The sequence below is a fragment of the Algoriphagus marinus genome (genome assembly GCF_001936475.1).
Classification (GTDB): Bacteria; Bacteroidota; Bacteroidia; order Cytophagales; family Cyclobacteriaceae; genus Algoriphagus; species Algoriphagus marinus.
The window spans coordinates 1-16,288 of sequence record NZ_MSPQ01000006.1; the positions used below are offsets into that span (position 1 = coordinate 1).

Sequence of the window (16,288 nt, forward strand, 5' to 3'; positions counted from 1 at the left end):
TTTAATAACAAAATTATTATTTTAATAAAGAGTTGATAAGATCTCAAAGCATTAAAAAGCCGAGAATATTCGAATTCTCATTGAAATTTTAGTTTCATGACACTGTGATAGAAAATCACAGTATTTTAACGGACCCTAATAACTAAGGTAGTAATAATAACTTTTTTTACCAAATTAAAAATTTTCTTCCCAGTCTAAATGCCATAAATTTGTAGGTAACCGACCAATAAATTTCATGAATAAACGCGCTTTTCTGAAATCTCTGGGACTCTTAGCTGGGGCTGCTCCCCTTTTGTCCTGGAGTACTTCTCAACTTAATTTTGACCCAAAAACTCTTTTGCCAAAGGCTTTAATAAAAGGAGATCTAGTAGGGCTTATCAGTCCATCGGCTGCCACTTCAGATCGAATGCAATTCACTTTCGCGAAGGAGGCATTGGAAGCGCTGGGTTTTCAGGTGAAGTTGGGAGAAAATCTCCAAAACCGTCGTGGGCATTTGGCAGGAACGGATAAGGAACGGGCAAAAGATCTTAACGAGATGTTTGCAGACCAAAATGTGAAAGCAATAATCTGCATCCGTGGAGGTTCTGGAGCCGCTCGAATCCTCCCGATGATTGATTACAACTTGATCAAGAAGAATCCAAAACCTATCATGGGCTATTCTGACATCACGGCTTTGCATTGCGCAATTCACTCCCAAACCGGCTTAATCACTTTTCATGGACCAAATGGCACAGGGAGCTGGAATAGTTTCAATGTAAATCAGTTTGAGCAAATCTTCTTTGAGAAGGCTTTGGTCAACTATCAAAATGAGCAGCCAAAAGGAGATGATTTAGTAATAAAAGCAAATCGAATTCAAACTCTGAAAGATGGCGTAGCAGAAGGGAAAATTCTTGGTGGAAATTTGACTGTTTTAACTTCTTTGTCAGGCACTCCTTACTATCCGGATTTCAAAAATTCAATTTTATTTATCGAAGATATTGGAGAGGATCCCTATAAAGTCGATCGAATGATGAGTACCCTCAAGCTGAACGGAACCTTAGCTCAGATCAAAGGGTTTATTTTTGGTCAGTGCTCTGACTGCGAACCTGGAGGTGGCTATGGCTCACTCAGTGTAGATCAGGTGATGGATGATTACATTTTGCCTTTGAATATCCCTGCTTACACGGGAGCGATGATCGGTCATATCTCGAAGCAATTTATTATTCCCATTGGGGCAAGGGTCAAAATGGATGCTTCAACAGGCACATTTCAATTAATTGAACCAATTTTCCAATCATAAATTATAAATGAAAAGTTTATTAGCACTACTCGTAATGATGAGCTTTTTAGCCTGCTCAAATTCAGACTCAACTAGCAAAATGGGAGACAAAGAAAGACCTTTAAAATATTTAGCATTGGGAGACAGCTATACCATCGGAGAGGGAGTTCCAGAAAATGATCGCTACCCAAACCAATTGGTTAAGCGATTAAATGAGGAATTGGAGATAGGTATGAACGATCCAGTTATTATTGCCAAAACAGGCTGGACTGTAGATGAATTGGAAGAAGGGATTAATAAATCCAAGAACATTGCTCCGCCTTATGACTTGGTGACGCTTCTCATTGGAGTGAACAATCAATATAGAGGAAGATCAGTAGAAGAATTCAAAATTGAGTTTAAGCAAGTCCTTCTCCGAGCAATCGGCTTTGCAGGAAATCTTCCAAACCATGTTGTCGTTCTATCCATTCCTGATTGGGGAGTTACTCCTTTCGCAACAGAAAAAGGATCGGATAAATTAAAAGTGGCTTCAGAAATCGATGCATATAACGCTGCTAAAAAAGAAATTTGTAAGCAATTCGGTGTTTTCTTTATCGATATTACTGAACATTACAGAGCCGTAGGTGCACAAACCGAGATGGTTGTGGAGGATAAACTTCATCCAAGTGGATTAGTCTATTCGTATTGGGCAGATAAATTGTTTGAACAAGTGAAAGCTTTAAACTTAAAAGATTGAAAATTACCCTAATCTTCACTTTGCTAAGTTTACTAGGATTGGTTAACTGTACTGATTACAAGGAAAATCTTATCGTCGAGACTTGGTGGATCAATAGCTCCAAATTTGACTGCACTGGAGTTGCCCCAATGTCTTGTTTACAAATCCAAAAAGGGGAAATTATTGATTCTGAAAAGTGGGAATTTTTCTATTCTACCATTGAAGGCTTTGAATACCAACCTGGTTACATATACCAAATTAATGTTAGTGTGGAAGATCGACCAGCGCCGGTCCCGGCTGATGCATCTTCAAAAACCTTTAAATTAATAGAAGTGATAAGTAAGGAAATTGATAAAAGTTTAAGAATTACAAATATCTGGAAAGTGGTGGAAGTCGGTGAAATCAAAAATCCTGTCAGTTTCAAATCAAAGGAAGCATTGATATTCGAATTCAACGCAACTGCCAAAACTTATTTTGGAGATGCAGGATGTAATTCGATTCGTGGCTCAATTAAAGAAAATGATGGGGAAAAATTGCTTCTAGGCCCTGGAGCTACCACCATGATGGCCTGTCCGGATATGTCTGTAGAGCAAGCAATTGGCAAAGCGTTAACTGATTGCCGCAAATACCAGATAGAGAATAATCATCTCCTACTTCTAAATGAAGAGGGTAAAGTGCTGATGAAATTTATGGCAGTTGATTAAATCCGAAAAGTCTCAGTTTCTTTTTATCAACTTATTTCTAAGAACAAACCCATCTTTTGATATCTTTTCAAAATAACATTAACTTGATCATGAATTTATAACTATTTGATTATGAAAGCATATCACTATTTTTTGATTTATGGGATTCTAATTTTCACAAGTTGTAAGGAATCAGAATCACCAAAAACAACAGAGGAAACTTTTTGGGTTTGGACGTCGAGAATCCCTTGTGATTTCGATACCACGATTCGATGTCTTTACGTTCTCAAAGAAAATACGCTAGACTATAACCTCAATAATTGGATACGCTTGGATGAAAAATACATTCTTAGTGATTTTGATTATCAGTCAGATTATTTTTATCAGCTAAAAGTAGAAATACCAGAAGCAAACTCCCAAAATCCTTTTGAGTATAAGGTGATTGATGTAATCCAAAAAGTAAAAGACTTCAGTACGGAATTAAACGCTGGATGGGATATTTTACAAATCAATTCTTTTAAAGTGCCAGAGGATAAGTTTGCCTATTTTAAGATTAATTTTGAGGGTTGGAGAAGAATAATTTCTGCAAATACCGAATGTAAATTCTATAGTGGGAACCTTGGAAAGGTAGGAGAATCTGAATTTTCAGTCTTTTCTTTGTCAATAGATTATTTTACGGAAAATACAGAATGCGATGATTTCGGCTTGAAAGATGCTATACTGACAAGTAAATCATATAATTTGATAAACTCTGATTCTTTGATTTTAAAAGACCAAAACCAAAAAATCACCCTAATTTTAAAAAGATTACCAGGCTATAATCCCTACGGTCCAGGAAAAAAATGAAAATTATTTGCATTGGCCGAAACTATGCGGCACATATTGAGGAGTTAAAGAATGAAACTCCAGGAAATCCAGTAGTTTTTCTCAAGCCAGACACGGCTTTATTAAAAAACGGGAGTCCCTTTTATTACCCTGATTTCTCAAAAAACATTCATCATGAAGCCGAATTAGTTTTGAAAATTTGCAAGGAAGGCAAATACATTCAAAAGCAATTTGCGCATCGCTATTTCGAAGAGATTGGATTGGGGATAGACTTTACTGCTCGTGATTTACAAGACCAATGCAAAGCCAAAGGGCTTCCTTGGGAAATAGCAAAAGGATTCAACGGAGCTGCTCCGATTGGTGATTTTATGCCTGTTACAGAATTCAGTGATTTGAAGAATATTGATTTCGATCTGACCATCAATGGAGAGCTCAGGCAAAAAGGAAATACGGCTTTGATGCTTTTTGATTTCGGAACGATCATCGAATATGTTTCCCAATTTTTCACTTTGAAAAAAGGTGATTTGATCTACACAGGAACACCAGCCGGAGTTGGACCTGTTGCTGTTGGCGATCGATTGGAAGGATTTATTGGCTCTAAAAAAATGCTCGATTTTGAAGTTAAATAGATTCCACTGCCAGTTATTCCTATTCATTTTTTTTATTCCTTTAATTACTCTTTCTCAGGGGGTTGAGAAAGGTTACTTCAGGTCACCAGTGAAGCCTGGAGCGCGCAATTATCTTTCGGGAAACTTCTCTGAACTACGACCTAACCACTTTCATACGGGTTTGGATTTCAAGTTTGGAGGTCAGGAGGGCGAACCAATCTATGCTGCTGCAGATGGTTGGGTTCATCGTATTAAGGTATCCACTTTTGGGTATGGAAATGTCATTTATTTGAAGCACCCGTCTGGGCATATCACACTCTATGGACACCTGAGAAATTTCAATCCAAAGCTTGCTTCCTACATCCGAAAGAAAATGTATGAAGCCAAGGCAAATGATCTGGAAGTTTATCCAGAACCAGGAGAATTATCAGTAAAAAAAGGAGAACAAATCGCTAATGGAGGAAATACCGGATCGTCAGGAGGTCCGCATTTACATTTCGAGATCAGAGATAGTCTAGACCGCGCCATGGATCCGCTTTTATTTGGATTTCCGGAGATTATAGACAACACCCCTCCTACTCCTCAAAAAATCGCTATCGTCCCACTTGACATAGATTCTCGTGTTAATGGGAAATTTCAACGACTTGAAATCACCCCTATCGCTGCTGGTTCATCCTACAAGCTTCCAGCTACAGTAAAAGTCACCGGAAAAGTTGGGATTGAGATCCAAAGTTTTGATCAATTGGATGGAGCCAGCAATCGAAACGGTTTCCCCACTTTTATATTAAAAGAAAACGACAGCATTGTTTTTAAGCAAGTAGTGGATAAAGTAGATTTCAATTACAGCAGGCATTTTTTACTTTATACCCACCAGAACCGCTTCAGTAAATTGTACTTTCAGGAAAATCTGAAATTTGATTTTATTCATCCACAGCAATCAAATTCAGGTCATTTGGAATTAGAGCCAAAAGAGAAAAAATCATATACCCTTTCCCTGGTTGATGCCTATGGAAACGAACGTAAAATCAGTTTCACACTTCAGGGTCAAGACTTAGAGCACAATGTCAATGATGGCGGAGCTCCTGCAAGATCAACGGTTTACTATCTGGATGATATTTTAAAAATCAAAGCACCGATCTCACCGAATGGAGGATTGGCCAAATTTTACGTAGGTGCCAATTCCTTTGAAATGTTGCCAGCATATCAAGATGCACAAAGCAGGACTTATCTCTGGGATATGAATTTTGGAATTCCTGAGGAAATCGATGTTTGCTCTGAAGTAATTATCCTTCCAATAAAAGCAAAAATCCCCTTTGGAAAAGAGCATTACTTCGCAGATTCAAAGGTTCAGATCAAGTTTGATAAAGAGTCTGTATTAGACGATTTATTTTTGAGAATCAAGCATGAGGATTCCCCCTCGAATCCTAAACTTGAGATTAACGATGTATCAGATAACCTTTGGAATTCTATTGAAATCAATTGGGATCTTTCAGGATTTCCGGGTAATAAAACTGCCTATCAGGTATATCAACAAGCTACTAATGGAGGGAAATCATATGTTGGGGGAACTTGGGAAGGCAATTCCATCCGGTTCAAAACCAGAAATTTTGGTACTTTTGTTTTAGGCCAGGATTTACAAAAGCCAACTATCTCACCAGTACGAGTCACACCATCAGAACTCAGGTTTATCATCAAGGATGATTTATCAGGAATCCAAAGCTTTGAGGCAATGGTAAATGGAAAATGGGTTTTGATGCGATACGAGCACAAACAGTCGGTTATATGGTCAGAAAAATTAGATGAACAACCGTTTAAAGGGCCTGTTATTCTAAAAGTAACCGACCAAGCCGGGAATATTACTGAGTGGAAGGGAACACTTTAAATTATTATTCAATTGAAAAAATAACTAATATGTCGTTAGAAGTAGGCCAAAAGGCACCAGAATTCGAAGCAAAAATTGAAACGGGAGAAACTATCAAACTCTCAGACTACCTGGGCAAAAAGGTGGTCCTTTATTTTTACCCAAAAGACGCTACTCCGGGATGTACAGCTCAAGCCTGCAATCTGAGAGATAATTACGAAGCCTTGCAAAAAGCAGGATACATTGTTTTGGGAATCAGCTCTGACGCTGAAAAATCCCACGTAAAATTCATTGAAAAGCAATCACTTCCTTTTTCATTGATCGCAGATACAGACTTGAAAGTCCATGAAGCTTATGGCACATGGGTAGAAAAATCCATGTATGGCAGAAAATACATGGGCACAGCCCGAACGACTTTTATCATCGATGAGAAAGGCATAATCGCAGAGATCATCGAAAAAGTAAATACCAAAGATCACACAGCACAAATTTTAAAATAACCCAGCCCTAATGGAAAAACAATCAATCGAACAACTCCAGAAAATCGCTACTCAACTCAGAAGAGATGTGTTGAGAATGGTGCATGCAGTTCAATCTGGACATCCTGGTGCGCCACTTGGCTGTGCTGAATTCTTTGTAGCACTTTATTTTGACCAGTTGAGACACAACACAGATTTCAAAATGGATGGAAAAGGTGAAGATCTTTTCTTTCTTTCAAACGGTCACTTATCTGCAGGTTGGTATTCAGTCTTAGCCAGAAGCGGATATTTCCCAGTAGAAGAATTAAAAACCTTTAGAAAGTTGAATTCCAGACTTCAGGGCCACCCGGCTACAGAAGAACATCTCCCAGGTGTCAGAATAGCCTCAGGGTCATTGGGACAGGGACTGTCTGTGGCTCTTGGAGCTGCGCAAGCTAAAAAAATCGACGGCGATGATAAGCTAGTCTATGTCATGATGGGAGATGGAGAGCTTCAGGAAGGACAAGTTTGGGAAGCCGCAATGTATGCAGCGCATTATGGAGTTGATAATTTGATTGCCACAGTGGATTTTAACGGTCAGCAGATCGATGGTCCAACTCGGGAAATCATGGGCTTGAGGAGCTTAAGAGATAAGTTTGAGGCTTTTGGATGGGAAGTGATGGAGACTCCAAATGGAAACGATATGGAATCTGTATTGATAGGTCTGGAAAAGGCAAAAAACCTGACTCGCGAAGGCAAACCGGTAATGAACCTTTTGCATACCGAAATGGGCTATGGCGTAGACTTCATGGTTGGGACGCATAAGTGGCACGGTTCCCCACCAAATGACGAGCAACTTGCCAAAGCTTTGGCACAGCTTGAAGAAACCCTTGGTGATTATTAATTCCATTTTCCAAATTGACAAAAGATGAGCTTAGACTTAAAATATACTTACACAGAAAAAAAAGATACCCGTTCCGGATTTGGTGATGGATTTTTGGAAGCAGGAAGAAGAAATCCCAATGTAGTCGGACTATGTGCTGATTTGATCGGATCATTGAAAATGGGGGATTTCCAAAAGGAATTTCCTGAACGTTTCTTCCAGACAGGTATTGCAGAGGCAAATATGATTGGTCTTTCTGCCGGCTTGGCTTTGGGAGGGAAAATCCCATTTGCAGGAACATTCGCCAACTTTGCTACCGGGAGAGTTTATGATCAAATCCGCCAATCCGTAGCCTATTCCGAAAAAAATGTCAAAATCTGTGCTTCACATGCCGGCTTGACCTTAGGAGAAGATGGAGCTACCCACCAGATTTTGGAAGATCTTGGAATGATGAAAATGCTTCCAAACATGACAGTCATCAATCCTTGCGATTACAATCAGACCAAGGCTGCTACTTTAGCAATTGCAGAATATGAGGGCCCGGTTTATTTGAGATTTGGAAGACCAAGCTGGCCAATCTTCACTCCTGCTGATCAGAAGTTTGAAATTGGAAAAGCTTGGAAAATGATTGATGGCAAAGATGTAACCATTTTTGCAACTGGTCATTTGGTATGGGAAGCGGTAGTAGCCGAGGCGATGCTTCGCGAAGAAGGCATTTATGCCGAAGTGATCAATATCCACACCATTAAGCCTTTGGATGAGGAAGCTATTTTGGAGTCGGTGAAAAAAACCGGCTGTGCTGTTTCTGCTGAAGAGCATCAGATCAATGGAGGTTTAGGCGACAGTATCGCTCAGACTTTGACTCGAAATCATCCAGCTCCTCTCGAATATGTAGGTGTAAATGACAGCTTTGGTGAGTCAGGAACACCTGCTCAATTGCTTGAAAAATATGGCTTGAATGCGGAAAATATCGTGAAAGCAGCTAAAAAAGCTTTGGCAAGGAAATAGAAATAAAATCATTTGTTGCTTTGAAAACCACAGCTAAAAGGCTGTGGTTTTTTATTGTTTTCTATCTTACGCTTAGATTCAAATTTCAATGATTTACATTAATTCTAAGCTTTCACTCCGGCCTATTAAAATTGAGGATCAACCAATCCTTTTTACGCTAATGCAAGAGGTCTATACCTCTGCGTATCAGGATTTTTGGGAAAATGACTGTTCTTGGTATTTGGATCTTTGCTTTTCTACCAAAAATTTAAACAAAGAACTCAGCAGGGATACCTCACATTATTTTTTCATCGAATACAACGGATTGAAAGCGGGGATTTTGAAATACGATTTCCCATTTTCTCCCAAGCAAATCGAGATCCCAAATGCCATGAAACTTCATCGGCTTTATCTACATGAAGATTTACATGGAACGGGAGTTGCAAAGGCATTGATGGATTGGTTAGAAAAAATTGCTATTGAAGCTAAACTCGATTCAATCTGGCTCGAAGCGATGGAGCAAAAACCACAGGCTAGAAGATTCTATGAAAAAATAAGCTATGAATTAGTTTATTCGTATCAACTGGAATTTGAGCTACTAAAGCCTGAATACAGAGGTATTCAGGTTTATCAAAAGAAAATTACTGCGTAAAACCTTAAATTAGAAGTACTCTTATTGACTAAATTCTAAGACTATGAAGCCGAGATTTATTCTTTTTTTATTTTTTTCCGGATTGATTAATTCAGGCTGCGACTTCAGTTCAAAGCAAAATGTCACATCTGAGATCATAAAACTCCAAGCTGGTTTAATAAATGAGTACAATTCGATTTCAAACACCAAAGATGCCGAAGTAGAAGAATTAGTCGGAGTGTATTTCATGCCATCTTGGAACACCTCTCCTGACCCGGCTATTGATCGTGATAGTTTCTGGTCTTGCCTCCAAGATCCCGCCAATTGCTCGAGCCTACAAAACCCTGGAATCTGGGGACCAAAAGGCAGAATTTACAATGCCAAGTATCCCTATGAAGGCCCTTACCTCGACCGAAAGCCAATTGCCGAATTAAAAGGCTTCTATAAAAGAGATGACCCCGAAGTGATTCGGAAGCAACTTCAAATGATGAAAAGCTATGGCATTGATTTCTTTGCCTACAACTGGTTTTATGGAAGAAATTATTATTATCATTTATACTTTGGCCCTCAATCAAAAATCTACTATCCAGAAGGATGGAAAATAGATGCAAATCGCGACGGACGCGTAGCTGTTCCCGGACTTGAAGAATGGAGTGACCAGCTGAAAGTAATGCTGGAAGTGAATTCCAGCTTACCCGAAAAAGACCAAATGAAATGGGTGATCAACTGGTGCGATGACAGTCATGAGCGTTGGATGGCTTGGCTAAAAATCGGGTCTCCGGATGAAATGGCAAGAAAAGCGAACTATGAGGGAGAAAAACCAGACAAAGCACTTTATCTAAAAGTCCATGAGAAAATCACAAGACAATGGACTGATAATTATTTCAAGAGAAAGGACTATTTAAAGGCTCCTGATGGGCGGCCAATTATCTATTTCTATTTCCCACAAGACGCAGAATCACGGGCAGCCTATTATGGATTAACCTTAAAAAACCTCTTAGACCTTTCGCAGGAAGTCGCCAAAAAGCAAGGTTTTCCTGGGATCAAATTCATAGCTATCACAGCAGGTCCAATGATGCCTAACGAAAAAGCTTATGGTCTTCCTACCAAATGGGTAGCTAAAAACCCTCAAAGACCTTGGGAAGGTGGAGAATACAGGAATAAGCAATTACTACAAGAATACGTGCCTCGATTGAAAGGAATGGGCTTTGAAGGGATGACGGGGTATGTTTACCATAACTTCATGGAGAAGTCAAATAAATCCTTTGCCGATATGCGTGAGACCTACAAAGGGCATTGGAACATGTGGTCAGAGAAGTTTAAAGATGATTCGAACTTCGAATACCAGGTCCCTGTAGCTATGGGTTGGGATATGAGACCTGCTGGCGGCACTTGGCCACAGCAAAGCGGATTCCCCAGCGAACCTCAAAAGGATCGAGTTCACTCCGATAAAACTTCTTTTTCGGCAAAACTTCGTGATGCACAAGCTGTATCCAGAAAATACAGAAACTCCAACGGCAATACCGTGATGATTTGCTGCTGGAATGAATACCTGGAAGGTAATTACATTGAACCCACCGAAGGCCACGGATTTGATTATTTGGAGGCTATTAGAGAAACCTTCAAAAAATAAAAAATGGTCCTGAGCTTTATTCAGGACCATTATCATTTACATATTCTCAGAAAGCTCTTTCCTGATCTCTACCAATTTTTCTTTCAGTTCTTTTTCTGTTTTCTGATCACCGAGAGTGTGTAGCAGACAGTCAAAATGTTCTAATTCCGCCTGTTTTTGACCAAGAGTTCCCGCTTTTTTCCAAAGAAATTCATATGCTTCGGAAACTCTTTTATGGACTGTTGCGGTCCCTTCTATCAGCATTTGTGTAAGCAGAATATTTGCTTTTCCAGCTATATCCCAATAGGAACTTTTTGGGCTATAGCTATTCTCGAACTTATCAAGTAATTCTGCCATCGCATTTCGTGCTTTTATAGGCGTAAACTTCAAACCTTTTTTACCTTCTAATTCATTTCGTACCTGAAGAAACTGAAGCCAGTTAGTCAGGGGATAGACTTCTTCCAAATTTGAAAGTTCAGAAGCCCTTTCATAGGCATTAATAACCGCAGTAAGCATTTCCTGAATTTTACCAGAATCGTTCAACTGGATCAATCTTTTGTAAGCACTACCGATTAGACTCCAACGCTCAGCAGTCTCGCTAAAACGATTTAAGCTTTCAAGATCTTTCACAACCTCAGAGATTTCCTGAATCGCCTCCTTTTTAGAAATGGTTTTTGATTTGTATCGAAGTAGGCATTCCTTCACACGGATATTGCAATATTTCTCTAATGATTGAACCGAAAATTCATTTTTCTTAGACTTCATCATCACCGAGTAGATTCGAATTGCGTCTTTGTAGAGATTCAAATTACCGTAAAGTTTGGCCAGATACTCCAAAATTGTATCATTTCGCTCCGAACCTTTGAAGATCATTTGATCAATTTCCTTTACTCGATTTATGACTTTATCAACATCATAATTAGAGGTCTCAAGTTTATGAATCAAATTCAACAATTCTATTTCAATTTCTTCCAGAAGTAAAGGACTGTTGTTTTCTGATTTTGACTGCTTCTTATCAGTCAAAGTATAGAATGGATCACCGTAGCACTGGAATGCTCCCCAAGTATTAGTTCTATTTCCATAATCCTCATAAATCTTCTTTCGAGCTCTTTTCACTGATTCTCCAAATCCTAACCCAGAGAACATAAACTGATAGAATAGCTTTGCAAAATCATAAGCGGCAGAATCATCAACAGCCCAACCCGCTACAATAACAGCTCGGACTCCATTATTTATCAACTGAGTCCCGATATTCGCTGCAAAACGATTTCTATTCTGACTTCCTTTTTCCTCTGCTGAATCCATTTGTCCTAAGTAGCAGCAATTGACAAAAACCAATTCAGGAACATCTGACATTCCTGCCAATTGTCCAGGAAGCAAAAATGTATTGTTTCCGATGACCATTCCAGAATTTTTTTCATCTCCATAGTTGAAAAGGCCATGTCCTGCAAGGTGAATTATTTTGTGCTTTTTGGTAAGAAGTTTCAAAAGCACACTTTGAGCATCGCTGAAAATAAGACTTTCCGTTTCAAACTTTTCCTGCCGAAGAAGTTCTGTTACAAGCTCTCCTTCACGTCTCGCTCCAGGCAATTGCCCCATAAAACCTTCCAAGTTTGGATCACCTATGACTAAGGCACTTTTGGAAGATACACGCGAAATAGCCCCTCGTGAATTCTCAGTTGCCAATTGACGCACCATGCCGGAATTGATACAAAGCGGGACAGAATTGATGTCCTCTTGCATCATTTCCCAAGGAAACTCTGCTGTATCCAAGTCCAGAACCCATGAAATATTATTCTGACGCTTGAGCTCCTCTTTGAATTTCAATGGAATCAACAATTCATACATTGTTTTAGCAATCTCTGCTGAAAACATATTTTTATGTGTCATCCGATTCAAAAGCACTTCCAAAACTTTGGTATTGGAAGGCATATATTCTACACGCTCACTGGCGCCAGTTGTGGCTAGAGCCATTTTTATTTTCTTTCCCCCTGGAGATTCACCACGAACTTCAAATCCACTTTCTTCACAGACTGTAATTCTGGTCCACCAATCCGTGGAGTTTTCCTGAGGAATTCGCCACTGTCTTCCAATTTTGGTCTCCATTCCTGTTCCTCGGAATACAATATTGAATTCACGACTTTGATTGGCCTCAATGTTCTTCATGGATTTCAAGATCGCCAAGGCCTTATCATGATAGAGCTCGATGATTTCTACTTCCTCTATTCCTTTTTTCAGGCCTTTATAAGTCGCTGTGATATTTTTATTTGCCTTTTGGATTCCCAGAATAATTGCCCGAACCGAGCTTTCGGTGGACAATCCTCCAAAAGAATTACCGATAGCAATAACTGAAATCCCCAAAGGCTCATCGTTTGAATAATTATCTGTTGGATTGCAAATTGTCAAATACCGAGAAATCCCCTTTTCAACAGTATTCATCAATTGGAAACTGGTCAATTCTCCGGTTTTTCCTAAGCCCACAATCACTCCTCCTTGAAAATCACCCTTGCTGCATCCCCGGTTCAAAATAATCTGATGAGTACCAATATCACCTGGATAAAGTCCCAAAGAATGCAATCGGCTAAGTTCATTATTCAGCTTTTTGTCGATGGCACTTTCACTATACAGAATAGCATCACCTTCAAAGTGTCCTGCCATAACTGGATATCTAGCGTAAATCAGATTTCCATGGGTTACTGTCACCTGAATCGGTAGATCATTCATCCAACGTTCCCCAGTTTGTCCCAAGCCAAGTAATGTGTTCTCGACATTCTCCTCACTGAGATCGAAAACTTGATTTGGCTCTGCTACAAAGTCCTTTTCTACTCCCCTCACTTGAGGAAGACTATTTTGCAACTTGCTGGTCTTACCATAAATCAGGATCTCATCGATCGCCGCAAACAATTTACTTTCAGTGGAAAGTGCTCCATGAGTAGCGTTGGCATAGAAATAATTTTTGGTACGCAGGATTTCCTTCGGAATACCCGATTCCCAAGTCACACTTTCGTCTCCGGCATTTGTAGCCTTGAAAACTAACTCCCCGTCTTCAATTTCCAGATCAGAGATCGTGAATTTATCTTTTCGACTTTGACCCGCGATATAGCTCACGTTGGAGTAATCCAATCGATCTGCCTCAGCCAAGACTTTTTCTTGATACTTCCCAAATTCATCGAGGTACTTCTGATCTGGGATCGGCCAGGATTGGTCTCCAAATGCTGTCCGTAGTTTTTTCCAAAATTCCCGGTCAGAAAAATCATGTTTTCCTAATCGATTAATTGGAAGAAGATTCAGAATTCCAGGGAAATTCGTGAAATAATTAAGAAGTCCTTTTGTGGAATTTTTTATATCAATTTTTCCCAGCAATTGAATAATATCATCCTTGCCAAAAAGTACATACGGAATTCGATAAGATCCGCCCAAAGGTGATCCTAAAAATAAGGTTCTGAAGCCAGGAGTGTCATTCAGTTGCTTCCAAGTATCAGGGAAATAAATCGCAAAATCCCTTACTAGAACTCCCCCCATACTGTGACCAATTATCTTTATTGGTTGGTTGAAAGCTAATAGTTCTGTAATCTTTTGATTCAGTCGCTTTGCTGTTTCCGGAAGGGGTGAGCGCCAATCAAACTCAAAGGTCACCACATCGTAATTTCGTTCGAGATTCTTTCCCAGCCCTTTATAGGAAGTACCTATCAAAGAATCTGCTTGTACCTTCTCTGTACTATTCACATAATCCAATCGAGTAAGTTCTCCCTTTAGAAACCGTATGTAATTGATCCAAATTTGATTGGAACCTACCTGAAGGTTGGAACCCATGATACCCGGAAGTAAGATTGCAATTGGTCGCTTTCCTTTGGCCTGATCGCGCTTGTATTCTCCTCCTTCAATTCCAAATACACCACGGTCCTTCTGTCCTATGGTTGATTTGGAAACCAGTTCAAATTTGCGAGGAACGGAAGATCCATCTGATTCCAGTCCAAAGCGAATGGCCTCACGAGTACTCTCAGTAATAAAATATTTAAGGTGATCAATCTGACCACTGGCCTCAATAAATGCAGAAACCTTTCCTTCTTCACGAGCTCCACCCCAATACATACTCTCCGTATCAACTACCAAGTCATTTTTTCCCATGAAGAAAAACTTCCCAACCAATACCACCAAGCTTTTCCATTTCAAGCTCAACTCACTACTTCCGCCGACAACATAGAGCGGTGCTTGAATTTTGATTTCAGTGCCCTGAAAATTCAGTACTTCCACAAAAGGTGACTTGGGATTCATAGATTCCAATCCGGGCAATACATCTGTATTATCCTTGCTTTCAACAGCAGCCATGATCAACTCCTTGAAAGAGATAAAAATCGGATTTCCGATCTGTCCACTGGCTAATCCCAATAAATTAAAAGTGACATTGAGGAAGAGGTTCAATCTAGATGAGGCAAGCGTGGTACCATTCGCTGGACAAGCGACACGCACCATCTTTCGAATGCTTATGTTTTTTGATTTGATTTCTTTTTCGATAGCCTTGATAAGTTCAAGATCTTTGACCCGATCCTTTTCTTCCAAAACAGATCGCTCATATTCATCAAAACCTTTGGAATCTGATTCGGGCACGCAAAACCTCGCCAAGGTATCCGCTACTAATCCACCACGAGAGTGACTGACCAAATCAAGAGCTATCCCATTTGGGAGAGATTTGACCAACGCCAGCACATTCTCCAAAGGGCTACAGGTAAGAGTTCTATGCTGAAAAGCAATGATGGAATTTCGTGGATATCCCAAAACTATATTTTTCCAATCTTCGGAATCCTTCAAATCCAAAAAAGAACCTAACGTGGAGGAACCAGTCCCATGCAGAAAAAGCAAATGTGGCTTGGATCCATCCAGGCTTTCAGCCCTTTTCAATTCAAACTGTGGGGAGCAATACAGTAATACTCCTGAACCAACATTTTGAAAGTCGATTCCATCGATGGATAATTGTTTGTCTTCAAGCTTTTTTGCCAAGTCCTTTACCAATGGAAAAACAACCTCACGCTTGGAGAAAATCTTTAAAATCTTAATTCCTATTTTGCTGACTACTCCTCTGTTTTGCGCATCAACTTCGATTTCATCCGGAAGAAACAACTCATCACCCTCTCCAGACCTTTTGAATTGTGATGGGAAAAGCTCACGAAGAGTCTCATTATCCCCCAACCAGACTGTGTCATCTGATAAATTGAGTTCGATAAGTTGATCATCCCTGATCTCAAAAGATTGCTCGGGTACGTCTCCCCGAGTAGGGCTGAGCACAGAAAAGGCTTTATTCAGCTGGTAAAATTCAAAACCCTGATCCTCTCCAGTAACAAAGGCTGCCTGATCTTGACCTTTTAATTTGATTTTTAGATTGGCCATTTTTTTAAAAATTTAAAACGGTTGATGGATAAATGATTTGGAACAAAGCTCCAGATCCTATAAAAGCTGTTAAACTATCTGCCCACTTATCAGAAAAATCTGCTAAACAGAATCATTAAAATAGGTATTTATGAGAGGATTTTCAATAATTAAAGGGATTAAAACTATTTTGAAATAGGAAATCTCCACTGCATTAATTCCCATTCGTTTTTAGATTAAAAACCATGAAAAATGTGAAAGTCAAGAAATACAGGAATTTTTAGAAATTCGCCTGGCATCAATAAAGACAGGAAGAGTACGCCATATATTTGAAAGATCAGTCTTACCAAGAAAGTATTCAAGCCGGAAAAAAATGAGAATTAGAATCCTGGCATCCTAAAGG

12 protein-coding genes are annotated in these 16,288 nt (G+C 39.5%); 11 read left to right on the forward strand and 1 reads right to left on the reverse strand.

Translation table 11 applies throughout. The annotated features are described in order from the left end of the window. Positions 1-235 precede the first annotated feature (235 nt). From BVC88_RS10525 to BVC88_RS10575, 11 genes are all read left to right on the forward strand, one after another. Entirely contained in the window at positions 236-1,279 is a 1,044-nt protein-coding gene (locus BVC88_RS10525) for a S66 peptidase family protein (protein WP_075350655.1), read from the forward strand. 7 nt (positions 1,280-1,286) lie between these two features. Further along, positions 1,287-1,994, forward strand: coding sequence for an SGNH/GDSL hydrolase family protein (locus BVC88_RS10530; RefSeq protein WP_075350656.1), 708 nt, complete (start codon positions 1,287-1,289; stop codon positions 1,992-1,994). Further along, positions 1,991-2,677 carry a DUF4377 domain-containing protein gene (locus BVC88_RS10535; RefSeq protein ID WP_075350657.1) on the forward strand — a complete coding sequence of 229 codons (687 nt, stop codon included), beginning with the start codon at positions 1,991-1,993 and terminating at the stop codon, positions 2,675-2,677. The genes BVC88_RS10530 and BVC88_RS10535 overlap by 4 nt, the downstream gene beginning before the upstream one ends. A 111-nt stretch (positions 2,678-2,788) precedes the next feature. Next, positions 2,789-3,502, forward strand: a complete 714-nt coding sequence (locus BVC88_RS10540) for a hypothetical protein (RefSeq protein ID WP_075350658.1) — start codon at positions 2,789-2,791, stop codon at positions 3,500-3,502. Continuing rightward, the gene (locus BVC88_RS10545; protein WP_075350659.1) at positions 3,499-4,110 is read left to right on the forward strand and encodes a fumarylacetoacetate hydrolase family protein; all 612 of its coding nucleotides are present in this window, start codon (positions 3,499-3,501) and stop codon (positions 4,108-4,110) included. The genes BVC88_RS10540 and BVC88_RS10545 overlap by 4 nt, the downstream gene beginning before the upstream one ends. Positions 4,111-4,270: 160 nt before the next feature. Next, entirely contained in the window at positions 4,271-5,971 is a 1,701-nt protein-coding gene (locus BVC88_RS10550; protein WP_245803631.1) for a M23 family metallopeptidase, read from the forward strand. 29 nt (positions 5,972-6,000) lie between these two features. Beyond that, positions 6,001-6,450 (forward strand): thioredoxin-dependent thiol peroxidase, encoded by a 450-nt coding sequence (bcp, locus tag BVC88_RS10555; RefSeq protein WP_075350661.1) that lies wholly within the window; start codon positions 6,001-6,003, stop codon positions 6,448-6,450. 10 nt (positions 6,451-6,460) lie between these two features. Next, positions 6,461-7,312, forward strand: coding sequence for a transketolase (locus BVC88_RS10560; RefSeq protein ID WP_075350662.1), 852 nt, complete (start codon positions 6,461-6,463; stop codon positions 7,310-7,312). Positions 7,313-7,336: 24 nt separating this feature from the next. Next, entirely contained in the window at positions 7,337-8,299 is a 963-nt protein-coding gene (locus tag BVC88_RS10565) for a transketolase family protein (protein WP_075350663.1), read from the forward strand. 88 nt (positions 8,300-8,387) lie between these two features. After that, on the forward strand, positions 8,388-8,930 hold the full coding sequence (locus BVC88_RS10570; protein WP_075350664.1) for a GNAT family N-acetyltransferase: 543 nt from the start codon (positions 8,388-8,390) through the stop codon (positions 8,928-8,930). Positions 8,931-8,973: 43 nt separating this feature from the next. Further along, entirely contained in the window at positions 8,974-10,542 is a 1,569-nt protein-coding gene (locus tag BVC88_RS10575) for a glycoside hydrolase family 99-like domain-containing protein (protein ID WP_075350665.1), read from the forward strand. 36 nt (positions 10,543-10,578) lie between these two features. On the opposite strand, the gene BVC88_RS10580 is transcribed toward BVC88_RS10575, so the two are convergent. Continuing rightward, positions 10,579-15,906: a DUF7379 domain-containing protein gene (locus tag BVC88_RS10580; protein ID WP_075350666.1), complete on the reverse strand. Its 5,328-nt coding sequence runs from the start codon at positions 15,904-15,906 to the stop codon at positions 10,579-10,581. Positions 15,907-16,288: the final 382 nt, after the last annotated feature.